This is a genomic window from Saccharothrix sp. NBAS 001, from assembly GCF_056640475.1.
Map to the genome: position 1 here is coordinate 6,867,999 of NZ_CM153251.1, position 15,701 is coordinate 6,883,699.

General features: G+C 73.0%; 13 protein-coding genes and 1 pseudogene. 6 read left to right on the plus strand and 8 right to left on the minus strand.

The annotated features are described in order from the left end of the window. Position 1: 1 nt before the first annotated feature. From AC0HI0_RS29540 to AC0HI0_RS29550, 3 genes are all read right to left on the minus strand, one after another. Positions 2-1,918: an acetyl/propionyl/methylcrotonyl-CoA carboxylase subunit alpha gene (locus AC0HI0_RS29540; RefSeq protein WP_480926777.1), complete on the minus strand. Its 1,917-nt coding sequence runs from the start codon at positions 1,916-1,918 to the stop codon at positions 2-4. A 5-nt stretch (positions 1,919-1,923) separates the two neighbouring features. Continuing rightward, positions 1,924-3,528 carry a carboxyl transferase domain-containing protein gene (locus tag AC0HI0_RS29545; protein WP_480926778.1) on the minus strand — a complete coding sequence of 535 codons (1,605 nt, stop codon included), beginning with the start codon at positions 3,526-3,528 and terminating at the stop codon, positions 1,924-1,926. A 139-nt stretch (positions 3,529-3,667) separates the two neighbouring features. Then, the gene (locus tag AC0HI0_RS29550; RefSeq protein WP_480926779.1) at positions 3,668-4,462 is read right to left on the minus strand and encodes an SGNH/GDSL hydrolase family protein; all 795 of its coding nucleotides are present in this window, start codon (positions 4,460-4,462) and stop codon (positions 3,668-3,670) included. A gap of 191 nt (positions 4,463-4,653) precedes the next feature. On the opposite strand from AC0HI0_RS29550, the gene AC0HI0_RS29555 reads away from it, so the two are divergent. From AC0HI0_RS29555 to AC0HI0_RS29570, 4 genes are all read left to right on the plus strand, one after another. Further along, the gene (locus AC0HI0_RS29555; RefSeq protein WP_480926780.1) at positions 4,654-5,238 is read left to right on the plus strand and encodes an SACE_7040 family transcriptional regulator; all 585 of its coding nucleotides are present in this window, start codon (positions 4,654-4,656) and stop codon (positions 5,236-5,238) included. Between the two features lie 30 nt (positions 5,239-5,268). Beyond that, a complete protein-coding gene (locus AC0HI0_RS29560; RefSeq protein ID WP_480926781.1) occupies positions 5,269-6,231 on the plus strand; it encodes a pentapeptide repeat-containing protein in 963 nt (320 codons plus the stop codon). Positions 6,232-6,335: 104 nt separating this feature from the next. After that, positions 6,336-6,536, plus strand: a complete 201-nt coding sequence (locus AC0HI0_RS29565; protein WP_480926782.1) for a hypothetical protein — start codon at positions 6,336-6,338, stop codon at positions 6,534-6,536. Between the two features lie 101 nt (positions 6,537-6,637). Beyond that, positions 6,638-8,824: a phospholipase A2 gene (locus AC0HI0_RS29570; RefSeq protein WP_480926783.1), complete on the plus strand. Its 2,187-nt coding sequence runs from the start codon at positions 6,638-6,640 to the stop codon at positions 8,822-8,824. On the opposite strand, the pseudogene AC0HI0_RS29575 reads toward AC0HI0_RS29570, so the two are convergent. The 4 genes and pseudogenes from AC0HI0_RS29575 to AC0HI0_RS29590 form a co-directional block, all read right to left on the minus strand. Then, a pseudogene (locus AC0HI0_RS29575) lies at positions 8,795-9,652 on the minus strand (acyltransferase family protein); the annotation flags it as partial. The gene AC0HI0_RS29570 and the pseudogene AC0HI0_RS29575 overlap by 30 nt on opposite strands. Then, positions 9,649-10,326, minus strand: coding sequence for an alpha/beta hydrolase (locus AC0HI0_RS29580; protein ID WP_480926784.1), 678 nt, complete (start codon positions 10,324-10,326; stop codon positions 9,649-9,651). The pseudogene AC0HI0_RS29575 and the gene AC0HI0_RS29580, both read right to left, overlap by 4 nt. A 63-nt stretch (positions 10,327-10,389) precedes the next feature. Continuing rightward, positions 10,390-11,037 carry a response regulator transcription factor gene (locus tag AC0HI0_RS29585; RefSeq protein ID WP_480926785.1) on the minus strand — a complete coding sequence of 216 codons (648 nt, stop codon included), beginning with the start codon at positions 11,035-11,037 and terminating at the stop codon, positions 10,390-10,392. Beyond that, the gene (locus AC0HI0_RS29590) at positions 11,034-12,167 is read right to left on the minus strand and encodes a sensor histidine kinase (RefSeq protein ID WP_480926786.1); all 1,134 of its coding nucleotides are present in this window, start codon (positions 12,165-12,167) and stop codon (positions 11,034-11,036) included. The genes AC0HI0_RS29585 and AC0HI0_RS29590 overlap by 4 nt, the downstream gene beginning before the upstream one ends. Before the next feature lie 181 nt (positions 12,168-12,348). Between AC0HI0_RS29590 and AC0HI0_RS29595 the strand changes: the two genes are divergently transcribed. After that, a complete protein-coding gene (locus AC0HI0_RS29595) occupies positions 12,349-12,849 on the plus strand; it encodes a hypothetical protein (protein WP_184689941.1) in 501 nt (166 codons plus the stop codon). 80 nt (positions 12,850-12,929) lie between these two features. Then, a complete protein-coding gene (locus tag AC0HI0_RS29600; RefSeq protein ID WP_480926787.1) occupies positions 12,930-14,498 on the plus strand; it encodes a cellulose binding domain-containing protein in 1,569 nt (522 codons plus the stop codon). An 84-nt stretch (positions 14,499-14,582) separates the two neighbouring features. Here AC0HI0_RS29600 and metX read toward each other — a convergent pair whose 3' ends face one another. Further along, positions 14,583-15,665 (minus strand): homoserine O-acetyltransferase MetX, encoded by a 1,083-nt coding sequence (gene metX, locus AC0HI0_RS29605; RefSeq protein WP_480926788.1) that lies wholly within the window; start codon positions 15,663-15,665, stop codon positions 14,583-14,585. Between the last annotated feature and the right edge of the window lie 36 nt (positions 15,666-15,701).

The following is a 15,701-nucleotide window of genomic DNA, read 5'->3' on the forward strand; positions in this document are numbered from 1 at the left end:
CTCACTCCTGGTGGGGCACGACGACGGCTAGGGGCTGGTCCAGCGCGACCTGTTGGCCCGCTCGGACGTTCACTTCGGCGAGCACGCCGTCGGTGGGTGCGGTGACGGTGTGCTCCATCTTCATCGCCTCGACCACGAACAGGGCTTGGCCGGCGGTGACGTGGTCGCCCGCCTCGGCACGCACCACGAGGACGGTGCCGGGCATCGGGCTGGTGACCGGCCCGGCGCTGCCGGCGGCCTCGTGCGCGGAGATCTCGGACCGCTCGGTCTCGGTCAACGCCCAGGTGCGGCCGTCCGCGCCCAGCCACAGCACGTTGCCCGACCGGGCCATCGCGTACCGGCGCGCGCCGACGACCAGGTCCCCGCCCTCGACCGAGGCGGTGAGCCGGAACGGTTCTCCTTCGCCCACCACGACTTCGTCGCCGCGCACGCGCACGTCCACGTCGTCGACGCGCCAGGTGGTCCAGGCGTGCTCGCCGATCCGCCAGCCGCCCGGCCGCTCCCACGGGTCGTCGCCGCGCAGCGCGAGCTGCCGCTCCAGCGCGGCGGCGGCGTACACCTCGTCCGGGACGTCGTCGTGGGTCAGCGACTCCAGCTTGCGCTCGACCAGGCCGGTGTCGAGGTCGCCGGCGCGCACGTCCTCGTCGGCGAGCAGGGCGCGCAGGAACGGGATGTTGGTGGTGACCCCGAGCAGGACCATCCGGCCGAGCGCGGAGTCCAGGCGCCGCAACGCTTCCGCGCGGGTGTCGCCCTGGGCGATCACCTTGGCCAGCATCGGGTCGTAGTCGCTGCCGACGGTGAGGCCGACCCGCAGCGCCGAGTCGATCCGGACGTCGTCGGGCTCGTGCAGCGCGAGGACGGTGCCGCCGGTCGGCAGGAACCCGCGCGCGGGGTCCTCCGCGTAGACCCGGGCCTCGACGGCGAACCTGGTCGGCGGGACGTCCCCGATGCCCAGCGGTTCCCCGGCGGCGACCCGGAGCTGCCACTCGACCAGGTCGACGCCGGTGGCCAGTTCGGTGACCGGGTGCTCGACCTGGAGGCGGGTGTTCATCTCCATGAAGAAGTAGTCGCCGGTGGTGCCGTCCACGATGAACTCGACGGTGCCCGCGCCGACGTAGCCGACGGACTTCGCGGCGTCCACCGCGGCCCGCCCCATGGCTTCGCGGACCTCGGGGGTCAGCAGCGGGGACGGCGCTTCCTCGATGATCTTCTGGTGCCGCCGCTGGAGGCTGCACTCCCGTTCGCCGAGGTGCACGACGGTTCCGTGCGCGTCGCCCAGGACCTGGATCTCGATGTGCCGGGGGTTGGTCACGAACCGCTCGATGAGCAGCGTGTCGTCGCCGAACGAGTTGCGCGCCTCGCGACGGGCGGACTCGATCGCGTCGCGCAGCGCGGACTCCTCGTGCACCAGGCGCATCCCCTTGCCGCCGCCGCCGGCGGAGGGCTTGAGCAGCACCGGGAACCCGATCTCGGCCGCCGCGTCGACCAGGTCGTCGTCGGTCATGCCGGCTTCGGTGCGGCCCGGGACGACCGGCACGCCGGCCGCGCGGACGGTGAGCTTGGCCCGGATCTTGTCGCCCATGGCGTCGATCGCCTCGGCGGGCGGGCCGATGAACACCAGCCCGGCCTTCTCGCAGGCGCGGGCGAACTCGGTGTTCTCGGCCAGGAAGCCGTAGCCGGGGTGGATCGCCTGGGCGCCGGTCTCCCGCGCCGCGTCGATGATCCGCTCCGCGGACAGGTAGCTCTCGCGGGCGGCAGCGGGGCCGATGCGGACCGCGCGGTCGGCCAGCCGCACGTGCAGCGCGTCGGCGTCGGCGTCGCTGTACACCGCGACGGACCTGATCCCGAAGCGCCGCAACGCGCGGATCACCCGGACCGCGATCTCGCCCCGGTTGGCCACCAGAACGCTGTCGAACATCCCCATCACATCCGGAAAACGCCGTAGTGGACAGGATCCAGCGGCGCGTTGGCCGCCGTGGACAGCGCGAGCCCGAGCACCGTGCGGGTGTCCTTCGGGTCGATCACGCCGTCGTCCCACAGCCGTGCCGTGGAGTAGTAGGGGTTGCCCTGGTCCTCGTACTGCTGCCGGATCGGGGCCTTGAACGCCTCTTCGTCCTGCGCGGACCACGAGTCGCCGAGCTGGTCGCGCCGCACGGTCGCGAGCACCGACGCGGCCTGCTCGCCGCCCATCACCGAGATCCGGGCGTTGGGCCACATCCACAGGAACCGGGGCGAGTACGCCCGGCCGCACATCGAGTAGTTGCCCGCGCCGAACGAGCCGCCGATCACCACGGTGAACTTCGGCACCCGGGCGCACGCCACGGCGGTCACCATCTTGGCCCCGTGCTTGGCGATGCCGCCCGCCTCGTACTCGCGGCCGACCATGAACCCGCTGATGTTCTGGAGGAACACCAGCGGCACCGAGCGCTGGTCGCAGAGCTGGATGAAGTGCGCGCCCTTCTGGGCCGACTCGCCGAACAGGATGCCGTTGTTGGCGACGATCCCGACCGGGTGGCCGTGGATCCGGGCGAACCCGGTGACCAGCGTGCTGCCGTACTCCTTCTTGAACTCCTGGAACCGGCTGCCGTCCACGATCCGCGCGATCACCTCGCGCACGTCGTAGGGGGTGCGGCTGTCGGTGGGCACCACGCCGTACAGCTCGTCGGGGTCGACGGCGGGTTCGACGCTGGGCTCCACCCGCCACGGGCGCTCCGCGCGCGGGCCGAGCGTGCTGACGATGGAGCGGACGATGCGCAGCGCGTGCGCGTCGTCGTCGGCGAGGTGGTCGGTCACGCCGGAGGTGCGCGAGTGCAGTTCGCCGCCGCCCAGCTCCTCGGCCGTGACGACCTCGCCGGTCGCGGCCTTCACCAGCGGCGGGCCGCCGAGGAAGATCGTGCCCTGGCCGCGCACGATCACCGCTTCGTCGCTCATCGCCGGGACGTACGCGCCGCCTGCGGTGCAGGAGCCGAGCACCGCCGCGATCTGCGGGATGCCCTGGCCGGACATGGTGGCCTGGTTGTAGAAGATCCGGCCGAAGTGCTCGCGGTCCGGGAACACCTCGTCCTGCTTGGGCAGGAACGCGCCGCCGGAGTCCACCAGGTACACGCACGGGAGGCGGTTCTGGAGGGCGACCTCCTGCGCGCGCAGGTGCTTCTTGACCGTCATCGGGTAGTAGGTGCCGCCCTTGACGGTGGCGTCGTTGGCGACGATCACGCACTCGCGGCCGGAGACCCGGCCCACGCCGGTGATCATGCCGGCGGCCGGGGCGTCGCCGCCGTACATGCCGTCGGCGGCCAGCGGTGCCAGTTCGAGGAACGGCGAGCCCGGGTCGAGCAGCGCGTCCACCCGGTCGCGGGGCAGCAGCTTGCCGCGCTCGACGTGGCGGGCGCGGGACTTCTCCGGACCGCCCAGGGCGGCTTCGGCGAGCTTGGCGCGCAGGTCGTGGACGAGGGCGGTGTGCTCGTCGGTGTACCGCCGGAATGCCTCGCCGGACTTGTCGGCGGCACTGCGCAGGACGGGCGCGTCCATGGGCTCCTCGCGGTTAGCAGTCGTTAACCTGAGGAGATGTTAGCGCCTGTTAACCCCGCACGTCCACCAGCCCGGACGGCCGGCCCGGACATGGCGAAGGGGGCCGCCCGGGCGACCCCCTTCGGTGCGGAGGCGGACGTCAGCCGGTCACGGCGGTGAGCTGCGGCAGGTAGCCGAGGCGCTGGCCGTCGCGGTTGGGGTGGTAGGACTCCACGGTCGGGAACGACAGGCTGTTCAGCCACCAGGCCGACGAGCAGATCTCGTGCCCGGTGAACGCGCCGCGCACGTCCTTGAAGGTGAACGACTTCGCCGCCGCCCGCCCGGAGATGACCGTGGCCAGCGTGTCCGCGGCGGAGTTGATCGCCGAGCGCTTGGTGTCGCTCATGCCCACCGAGCACGACCCCGGCACCTTGTACAGGCGCGGGTAGCCGAGCACGACGACCTGGGCGGCCGGCGCGCGGTCGCGGATCTGGGCGTAGACGTTGTCGAGCAGGCCGGGCAGGGTGCCGGTGGCGTAGGACTTGGCCTGGTCGACGCGGTTCACGCAGCCCTGGTCGGAGCCGAACGTGCAGGTGGTGATCACGTCGGTGAAGCCGGCGTCGTTCCCGCCGATCGAGATGGTGACCAGGGTCGTCGACGCGCCCAGGGCGCTGACCTGGTTGTTGAGCACGTCACCGGTCCGCGCGCCGGAGCAGGCGACGAACTTGAAGCTCGCCGGGCCGTGCGAGGCGGCCCACAACGCGGGGTACGAGTACTGGCTGCGTTTGCAGGAACCGCTGTCGCTGTAATAACTGCCGGTACCGGTTCCCGACGAGTAGGAATCGCCGAGGGCGACGTAATTCGCGCCGGCCTGGGCTTGGGCGGGTACCGCGACGACCAGCAACGCCGCGGCTGCGGCCACCGCGGCGCTGAGCAGGTTTCGGATGGGGCGCATCGGGAGCCTCCCAGAGGGAAAAGCGCAGGGTTGTGATGCGGAGCACATCAAGTGTTACCAGTTGGTAGCCCTATATAAAAAGACTGCGTCAACAGTTAACTCCGCACCTCGGGGTCCGGTCGGCGATCTTGCACCAGCCGATCGGTTAACGCTCGTTTACGTCCGGTGGTCCGCCCGTTTAGGATGAGCCCGTGTCAGCCGATGGAGTGAAGCAATCCCGCCGGGACCAGATCCTGGGCGCGGCCGCCGAGCTGTTCGCCCGGCACGGCTTCCACGGGGTGGGCATCGACGACATCGGTGCGGCCGTCGGGATCTCCGGCCCCGCGCTCTACCGACACTTCCGCAGCAAGGACGCGATGCTCGGGGAGATGCTGACCTCGATCTCCGAGCGCCTGCTGGAGGGCGGCCTGTCCCGGGTCTCCGGCTCGCCCGACCCGGTCGCCGCGCTGCACGCCCTGGTCCGCTGGCACGTCGACTTCGCGCTGGACGACCCCGCGCTGATCACCGTGCAGATGCGCAACCTGGCGAACCTCACCGACCCGGACCGCCGCCGGGTGCGGGCGCTCCAGCGCCGGTACGTCGAGGTGTGGGTGACGACCCTCCAGGAGACCGTGGCGGTGGACGAGCCGACCGCGCGGGCCGCCGCGCACGCCGTGTTCGGGCTCATCAACTCCACCCCGCACAGCTCCCACCTCGACCGCGACCAGATGGCGGCCCTGCTGACCCGGATGGCGCTCGCCTCGCTGACCACCGCCGGCGTGCTCGCCACCGCCTGACCGCGCTCAAGCCGGCGCGACCGGCGGCCGATGGCGTTGGTCGTGATCACCAGGAGAGCCGTCGCGGGCCGCCGCGCCGCCGCCGGCCGTTGCCCGACCTGCCGCCGCACCCGCCGCCGAGCCCGGAACTGGGCGCAGCTGGGCGCGCTGGTCACGTCGCTGGTCACGGTCGTGGCGCTGGTGTTCACCAGCCTGTCGCTGCACGAGACCCGCCGCCAGGTCGACGCGACGATGACCGCCCAGCTCGCCGAGCGGTTCACCAAGGCGGTCGACCAGACCGGCCACGACAAGCCGCACGTCCGGCTCGGCGGCATCTACGCGCTCGGCACGATCGCGCGGGACTCCGACGTGCACCGGCCCACCGTCGGCCGGGTGCTGTCCGCCTACGTCCGGCGGCACCGCGAACTCGGGCCCGGCGGGTGCGAACCCGACTTCCACCGCTGGCCGGTCGACGTGGCCGCCGCGCTGGAGACCGTGCTGGAGGTCGGCGCGAGCCACGTGATCAACCTGGCCCGCAGCTGCCTGGACGCCGTGGAGCTGCCCGCCGCCGGGCTGCACTGCGCGAACCTGACGGGGGCGTCGCTGCGGATCGCCAACCTGCGCGGCGCGGACCTCGGCGAGGCGCGGCTGGTCGACGCCCACCTCGACGTGGACGCGCGCGACGACCCGCACCCGTTCGGCGCGGACCTCACCCGGGCCAACCTCGCCCACGCCCGGCTGAGCAGCGCGGACCTCGCCCACGCCACCCTGACCGGGGCCGACCTGACCGGCGCGGACCTCGCCGACACCCGGCTGACCGGAGCCGACCTCACCGGGGCCAAGCTGACCGGTGCCCAGTTGGTCGGCGCGGACCTCACCGGCGCGACCCTGGCCGGCGCGGACCTCGCGGGCGCGAACGTCCGCAAGGCCGTGCTGCCCGACCGGGACGACTTCCTGCGGCGCGGCGCGGTGGAGCAACCCCACCGCCCGGCCACGAACACCTGCCCCCGTTGACCACGTTCGGGTGAGATCCGGCCACCCGATGCGCCGGCCACCGCGCGCGCCCCGCCCCGGTGCGATGGACAGTGCCGATCAGGACCCACGACCAGGAGGCAACCATGTCCGACGGCGAACCGACCGCGGCCGATCCGTCGAACGGGGCCAGGAGCGGCGACCAGCTCCCGTCCGAGAAGGGCGAGTACCGGTGGAAGGACCCGGACTCCGGCGAGGGCGGGTACGAGTGCCTCGGCCCGGGCGGGCTCTTCCCGGCGAAGAACGGCAAGTCGGTGCACTGGACCCGGATCGGCGACTGCCGCTGATGCCCGGTGCGCCCCCGTCGGGCGGTGGGGGCAGGCCCCCGTGCGGGGGTGGGGGTGATCGGTTGGCGTGCCGCGTTGCCGATCCGTAACCTGATTTTCCGATGAGCGACACCTCGGTGGACAGCGTCAAGAGCGGGTGGCCGGGTGTCCGGCTGCTGACCCGGCTGCCGGCCTGGTTCCGGGTGCTGGTGGTGGCCTTCGTGGTGTTCGTCTGCGGGGTGATCGCGTCCCGCCCGGCCGGCGCAGCCGACGACGGACCGCTCACCGGCGACGTCGCCGTCGCCGCCCGCGCGGTCGAGGCGATGGCCCAGCCGAGGATGGGCGTCTCGCCGCTCACCGCCTTCCCGGCCGACTTCCGCGCGGTGACCGACCGGGTGCCGGTCGTGGTGGTCGCGCCGGACGACACCACCCGCGCCGTCGACCCGACCGGCGGGTGCTCCGGACCGGCCGGGGACACCGAGTGGGATTTCGGCGTCGCCTGCCGCGCGCACGACCTCGGCTACGACCTGCTGCGCTACGCCGAGCGGAAGGGCCGCCCGCTGCCGCCGGAGGCGCGCAAGTCGCTGGACGCCCGGCTCGACGCGGACATGCACGCCCAGTGCGAGATCAACCCGCGCGGCAACGGCGCGCAGTGCCACGCCGTCGCCCGGCTCTACGCCGCCGGGCTGGAGTTCAACTCGTGGCGGCAGCGCTGGGGCCCGCCCGGCAACGAGCCCATCCTGGCCTGGGGGTTCGGCAGCGCGGTGGTGGTCTTCCTGATCATCGCCCGGCTGCCCCGGCGGCGGGCCGCCGCCCCCGGACCGGTGCGGCCCGACGGCGGCGGCGAGGACCGGTTCGCGGCGTTCCTGCGGCTGGCCAGCCTCGGCCTGGTGGTGGTCGGGCAGTCGCTGCTGACCGTGCTGCACTGGGCCGGCGTGAGCCCGAACTGGCTGTGGCTGCTCACCTGGGCGTTGCAGACCATCCCCCTGTTCTACTTCGCCGGCGGGCACGCGAACCTGCTCGGCTGGCGGGCCGTGCAACGGTCCGGCGGCGGTTACGGGAGGTACCTCGCCAGTCGGATCAGCTGGTTGCTGCGGCCCGTGCTGGCGTTCGTCCTGGCGTGGCTGGTGCTGCCGCTGCCGCTGGAATTCCTGGACGTGCCGAAATCGCGCGTGGAGATGTTCGGCCGGCTGATCGCGCACCCGCTGTGGTTCCTCGGGCTGTACCTGGTCGCGGTCGCCGCCACGCCGGTGATGGCCTGGCTGCACCGCCGTGCCCGGTTGGCCACGCCGGTCGCGCTGATCGGCCTGATGATCGTCGTGGACGTGCTGCGGATCGGCCTGTCCTGGCGGGTCGGTGGCCACCTCAACCTGGTGCTCGGCGCGCTGCTGCTCCAGCAGCTGGGCTTCTACTACGCCGACGGCAGCCTGCCCCGGGTCTCCCGCCGGGTGCTCGGCGCGCTGGCGCTGCTGACCGTGCCCGTGCTGCTCGCGCTGATCACGTTCGGCGGCTACCCGAGCACCATGATGACCGTGCCGGGCGAGCCGGGCTCCAACCTCAGCCCGCCCACGGTGTGCCTGCTGGTGCTCGGGCTCGGCCAGATCTGCGCGGTGCTGCCGGTGCGCGACCGGGTGTCAGCGTGGCTCGCGGGGAGCCGCCGGTGGCAGGTCGTCGACTACGCCCGCCGCGCCCCGATGACGGTCTACCTCGGCTACCTGACCGCGCTGGCCGCCGTGATCGGGGTGCTCGGCCTGCTGGACGCGCCCGCCGCGTTCGGCTGGATCGCCGCCCGGCCGCGCTGGCTGGCCGTCCTGGTCCTCCTGCTGCTGCCCGTCCTGCTGGCGTTCCACCGGTTCGAACGCACCGCGGCGCTGGTGGCCTGCCACACCCGGGAGAGCCACCGCTCCCGGCTCGCGGCGGTCCTCGGCGTCGGCTTCGGCGTGCTGGGCGTGCTGGGGTTCGTCGTCACGGGCTTCGCCGGCACGTCGGCCACCCTCGTGGTGCTCCAGGTCGACCCGTTGCAGAACCTGATCCACCTGCTGCTGGGCTGGTACCTGCTGCACACCGTCCGGTCCGGCACCTGCCACGGCCGGCGGCCCTGGCTGCTCACCGCGCTGGCCTGCGTGCCGCCGCTGCTGGCGCTGGAGCCGACCGGCCCGATGGTCGCCCTGCACGGCGTGACCATCGTGGTCGCCCTGCTCGCGGCGATACCCAAGCAGGACCAGGGTCACGGCGGCGAACACGGGCAGCCAGGTGAGCCGCTCCAGCACCCAGAGCCCGTCGTCGGGCACGGTGTGCAGTCCGCGTAGCGGTCCGAACGCCGCACCGACCAGCGTCACGACCAGCAACGCGCTCTGGTGCACCAGGAAGATCGGCAGCGCGCGGGCGTTCAACCGGGGTGCCCGGAACGTCGGCCGGACCAGCAGCACCAACCCGACCTGCGCCAGCGACAACGCGAGCGCCACCGGCGACGGCGGGAACAGGTTCGACTCGGCCGCACCGGGCACGCCCACCGCGCCGGACGGATACCCGTTGTGCAGCAGCAACCCGAACGCCACGACGGCCGGCACGAACAGCGCCGCACCCCACGAGCGCCGCTGCCCGTGCCGGGCCACCAGGATCCCGACCTGCCACGGCGCCCACCACACGGCCAGCACGTTCACCCAGCCGACGTCCAACGCCACCAACGCGATCGGGACGGCCACGCCCCACCCGCCCATCCGCCGCAGCAACGGCGTGGCGGCGAGCAGGACCAGGTGCACCACGAGGAACCACAGCGGGGTCACCACCAGGAACGCCGCGGTCAGCACGGTCTGCTGCGGCAGCCCCCGCGCCGACATCCCGAACAGCACCAGCGCCCACACCCCGAGCAGCACGCACACCGGCCGCACCACCCGGCGGGCCCGTGGCCACCACGGCGTCCCCGACCGGGCCGCCGCGAAGCCCCCGGCGAAGAAGAACAACCCCAGGGTCTGGAGCACCCAGCTCACCCAGGACAGCTCCGGCAGCCACCGCAGCGGGCTGTCCACCACGAGCCCGGAACCGGTCGACACCACCGCCGTGACCAGCCAGTGCCCCGTCACCACGCCGCAGATCGCCAACGCCCGCGCGGCGTCGACCACCGGATCGCGCGTCACGGCCGCTCCCCCGCCGAGATCCGGGCCATGACCCGCAACGACTCGGTCCCGGGGTCGAAGTACTGGTCGTGCCGGGTGGCCGTGCCGGGGTCGAACACCGTCGCCCCGAACTCCGGGGACACCGGGTCGGCCCCGTGCCCCAGGTCCCCGACGCGGACCTTCGGCACCCACCGCGTCCAGTCCTCGGCGCCCCGCGCCGCCCACACCCGCGCCCGGATCTCCCGGGCGGAGGACACCCGCACGCCGGGGCTGCCCACGAACACCACGTCCGCCACCTCGACCCCGGACAGCGCGCACACCACGGACCCGTAGCTGTGGCACATCAGGTGCACCTGCCCCGGCAGCCCGCGCACGTACCCGGCCAGCGACCGCGCACCCGCCCGCGCCAGCCGGCCGCCGGCCGCGTCCACCCCCACCCCGGACGGCGTCCGGTACCCCAGCCACGCCACCACGGCGACGTCGGACCGGCCCACCTCGGCCGACAGCGACCGGGCCATCCGCCCGACCGTGCGGTCGAACCGGTCACCGTCCACATCGGACCCCGGCACGACCACGGCGACGTGCCGCGCGTGCGGCAGGTCCCCGAAGACCTCGATGCGCCACACCGGTTCCGGCGGATCGCCCGGCGTCACGAGCACCAGCAACGCGGCCAACACCGCGACCGTCTTCCCCATGGCCGGAAAGCTAGGAGGACGACCCGCCCCGCGACGTCACCCCGCGGTCGCCATTCCCGGCCACTACCCCGGTACCACCAGCCCCGACTCGTAGGCCGCGATGACCGCCTGGGCGCGGTCGCGCAGGCCGAGCTTCATCAGCACCCGGCTCACGTGCGTCTTCACCGTCTGCTCCGCCAGCACCAGGTGCGCGGCGATCTCGGTGTTGGACAACCCGGTGGCCACCAGCCGCAGCACCTCGGTCTCGCGCCCGGTCAGCACGGACAGCCCGGCGGGCTTCACCACCGTCGCGGGCCGCGCCTTCACGAAGTCCTCGATCAGCCGCTTGGTCACCGAGGGGGCCAGCAGCGCGTCCCCGCGCGCCACCACCCGGACCGCCTCCAGCAGCTCCCGGGCGGGCGCGTGCTTGAGCAGGAACCCGGACGCCCCGGCCCGCAGCGCCTCGTACACGTAGTCGTCGAGGTCGAAGGTGGTCAGCACGAGCACCTTGACCGGGTCGTCGGCCAGCAGCCGGGTGGCGGCCAGGCCGTCCATCTCCGGCATCCGGACGTCCATCAGCACCACGTCGGGGCGCAGCCGCCGCACCTGCGCCACGCCCGCGACGCCGTCGCCCGCCGAACCCACCACCTCGATGTCCTCCTGGGCGTCCAGCAGCGCCGAGAAGCCCTCCCGGACCATCTCCTGGTCGTCCACCACCAGAACCTTGATCAACGCTCCCCCAACGGAATCCGCGCGCGCACGAGGAAACCTCCGTCCTCTGTGGACGATGCCTCGAACTGCCCGCCGTGCACCGCCACACGTTCCCCCATGCCCACCAGGCCGTGCCCACCGCCCCCGCCCGACGAGGGGCCGCCGGCGGAGTTGCGCACGAGCACCTCCAGGTCGCCGTCGACCACCGACACCGCCACCGACACGTCGGCGCCCGGCGCGTGGCGGGCGGCGTTGGTCAGGGCCTCCTGCACGATCCGGTACGCGGTCAGCCCGACCGCCGAGGGCACGGCCACGTCGGCGACCGAGGCGTGCGGCGCCAGCTCGCGGACGTCGGCCAGGCCGGGCTGCGGTGCGCGGTCCGGTCGCTGGTCGGTGGCCCGCAACACGCCCAGCAGCCCCTGCATGTCCGCGATCGCCGCCCGCGCCGCGTCCCCCAGTTCGGCGAACTCCCGAAGTCCCTCCTCCGGCAGCCCGGCGATCCGGTAGGGCGCGGTCTCGCAGCGCACCGCGACCAGCGACATGTGGTGCGCCACCACGTCGTGCATCTCGCGCGCGATCCGGGCCCGTTCGACCAGGGCGGCCTTCTCGTCGCGCTCCTCGTGGAACCGGCGCTCGGCGCGCCCGCGCGACCCGAACGCGTACCCGAGCACCAGCGCCAGCAGCACCAGGGCGGTGGTGGGGAAGGCGTAGTCGAGGTCGCGCAACGCCGCCAGGAAGTACACGGTCGCCGTGGTGAGCAGCGCCACCCACACCACGACCCGCCCGGAGCAGACCAGCCCCACGGCCAGCACGACCGGCAGGTACCACCACCACTGCCAGCTGCCGAGCACGCCCGGCTCGGCGTCGAACACCAGCCGCGCCACCAGCAGCCCGGCCGTCGCCAACCGCCACGCGCCCACCACCGAGACCAGCAGCAGCGCGAAACTGCCGAACACGACGGCGAACAGCAGCGGCCACCACCCGTCCGGGTCCTGGTGCTCGACGTACTCCGCCGCCGCGCCGATGGCGATGAGCAGCCCGTAGAGCAGCACGGCGACCTGGCCGACCCGGCCGAGCCTCGGGAACCGGGTGCCGGCGAAGACCCGCGTGCGATCGGGCAGCAGCACGACCTGGAGAAGGGGGCGGATCACGCACCCGATGCTAAATGCCCACGTCGTGCGGCACATGACCCCACGGTGTGTCATACCGGAGTAGCACTCCCCGAAGCACAGGGCAAGGCGTTGCGGCATCCGAACACCACCGGGTAGGCAGTACGACAGAGCGGTACCCGACAGAGCTGTGCGCCCCTACTCCGTGATGGAAGATGGCTGAATGCACCCGCAGCAGGATCCGGATCGCTGGGCACGGCTCACCGCCGTCGCCGGTGAGGCCCTGGCCGCAGCCAAGGTCGGGGAGGACGCTGTCGCGGTCGACCTGGTCACCGGCTACCTCAGCGGCTCGCCCGAGGGCAACGAGGAGATCCGCGAGCTGGTGCTGCTGCTGTTCTCCGAGTGCAGCGACATGGTGTCCGCGCTCGGGTCGGGCGGCGCGACCCCGGTCAAGATGCAGGTCTTCGACGAGGACGGCCAGGAGGTGCCGATCGACGACGCGGACCCGCCGGTCCGCACCGCGATCCGGACGCTGCTGGCCGAGGTCCACGGCGACCAGGAGGCCGCCGCCGAGCAGATCGAGATCGCCCTGGCCAACGGGCAGCCGCAGGAGCTGGCGACGGTGGTGCTGCAAGCGCTGCGGTGGACGGTGAAGCTGGCCCTGGAGTGCGAGGTGCGCGATCTCGCGGTGGCACCCTGGATCGAGGCAGCACTGGACGAGTAAAGACCATTGACAATCAGCTGTGGTCTAGACCAGTCTCCCCGGTGGGCGCGATTACCCTGCCAATCCGCCGAGGAGTACCTATGAAACGACGATTGGGCGCACTGCTGGCGGCGAGCGCCCTGACCATCGGCTCGCTCGCGTTGTCCGTGCCGGCGGCCTCGGCCGCGGCCGGACTGACCGCCACCTTCAGCAAGCCCCAGGACTGGGGCAGCGGCTTCGAGGGCAAGTTCACCATCGCCAACGGCGGCCCGGCCGCCGTCACCACGTGGAAGGTCGAGTTCGACCTGCCCGCGGGCACCTCGGTGGGCTCGTACTGGGACGCGCTGATCACCAAGACCGGCAACCACTACGTGGCGACCAACCGGGAGTACAACGGCGGCATCGCCGCGGGTGCGAACCGCACCTTCGGCTTCGTCGGCACCGGCTCGGGCGTCCCGGCCAACTGCACCGTCAACGGCGGCCCCTGCACGGGCGGCGGGGGCCCGAACGACCCCACCCCGCCCACCGCGCCGACCAACCTCAGCGTCAGCGGCACCACGAAGAACTCGGTGTCGCTGACCTGGACCGCGTCCACCGACAACGTCGGCGTCACCGCGTACGACGTCTACCAGGGCAGCTCGGTGGCCACCACCGTGCCCGGCACGAGCGCAACCGTGTCGGGCCTGACGCCGGCGACCGCGTACCAGTTCACGGTCAAGGCCCGGGACGCGGCGGGCAACACCTCGCCCGCGTCCAACCAGGTCACCGGCACCACCCAGCCCGGCAACCCGGACCCGGTCGGCGGGCGTGGCGCGCCGTACCTGTTCCTGGGCTGGGGCAACCCGCCGGCACCCGCGACGGTCATGAACGCGACCGGCGTCAAGTGGTTCACCATGGCCTTCGTGCTGGCGCAGAACGGCTGCAACCCGAGTTGGGACAGCCAGCGCCCGCTGACCGGCGGCATCGACCAGACCGCGATCAACCAGATCCGGGCGGCCGGCGGTGACGTCGTGCCGAGCTTCGGCGGCTGGAGCGGCAACAAGCTCGGCCCGAACTGCTCCACCCCGCAAGCGCTTGCGGGCGCGTACCAGAAGGTGATCGACGCCTACAAGCTCAAGGCGATCGACATCGACATCGAGAACACCGACGAGTTCGAGAACGCGACCGTGCAGGACCGGATCCTGGAAGCCCTCAAGATCGTCAAGTCGACGAACCCTGGCATCCAGACCATCGTCACCATCCCGACGACGAAGACCGGCCCGAACTCGCACGGCAACCGCCTGATCGAGCGCAGCAAGGCCATCGGCTCGGACATCGACGTGTTCACCCTGATGCCGTTCGACTTCGGCACCACGGACATCAAGACGGACACGATCAACGCCACGACCGCCCTGAAGGACAAGCTCAAGGCGGTGTTCGGCTGGTCGGACGCGGTCGCGTTCGCCCACTCGGGCATCTCCGGCATGAACGGCCTGTCCGACCAGCGCGAGACGACCACCACGGCGACGTGGACCCAGCTGCGCGACTGGTCGAAGGCCAACGGCCTGGGCCGGTTCTCGTTCTGGGCGGTCAACCGCGACCGGGGCGGCTGCGACGGCCAGGTGTCGAGCAACTGCTCCGGCATCCCGCAGACCGACTGGGAGTTCACCCGGATCACGGCCGGGTTCTGACGCGCACCACCCTCCCGCGCCGAGGAACACCCGCACCACCCGGCGGACCCGCAGGCACCACGCCTGCGGGTCCGCCTTCCGTCGCTAGCCCTCCGCGCCCACCCGGCTGTCCACGTCCAGCAGCTCGCCCACCAGCTCGGCGACCTGCGGGACCTCCAGCAGGAACCCGTCGTGCCCGGCCGTCGAGCGGACCACCCGCAGCGGCACGCCCAGGCCGTCGGCGATCTCCGCCTGCTGGGCCGGCGGGTAGAGCCGGTCGGAGTCGATCCCGGCCACCACGCTGCGCGCGGTCACCCGGCCCAGGGCGGCCCGGACCCCGCCGCGCCCGGCCCCGACGTCGTGGCCGTTCATCGCCTCGGTCAGCCGGACGTAGGACCACGGGTCGAACCGCCGGGTCAGCTTCTCGGCGTGGTGGTCGAGGTAGGACTCGACCGCGAACCGGCCGTCCGCCTGCACGTCGCGCCCGAACCGGGCCTCCAGCTCGGCCGCGCCCCGGTAGCTCAGGTGGGCGATCCGCCGGGCGATCCCCATCCCGGGCACCGGGTCGGCCCGGATGGCGTGCAGCTGGGGCGCGGCCAGCGCGATGTGCTCGGCCGTGGACGCCGCCGGCGCGGCCAGCACCAGCAGCGAGCGGACCCGGGACGGCTCGGACACCGCCCACTCCAGGGCGCGCATCCCGCCCATGGACCCGCCGATCACCGCCGCCCACGACGACACGCCCAGCGCGTCGGCCAGCACCACCTCGGCCGCCACCTGGTCGCGCACCGAGACGCGCGGGAACCGGGCACCCCACTCGGCCCCGTCCGGGGCGCGCGAGAGCGGCCCGGTGGTGCCCTGGCACCCGCCGAGCACGTTCGGCGCGACGACGAACCACCGGCCGGGGTCGAGCGCCCGCCCGGTGCCGATCAGGCCGTCCCACCACCCGTCGGTGGGATGGCCGGGCCCGGCGACGCCCGCCGCGTGGCTGTCCCCGGTCAGCGCGTGCAGCACCAGCACCGCGTTGGACCGGGCCTCGTTCAACGTCCCCCACGTCTCGTAAGCGACGCGCAGCGGCAGCCCCAGGCCGGGCAGCTCGCCGTCGACCCAGCGGCGACGCCCCTCCGGGTCCCCCTCCCGCCACCCGCCGGCGGCGGGAGGGGTCTCCCCGACAGTGGACCCGAACGTCACCGCGTGCCCGTCCCGGGCACCGGACCGGCGCTCACC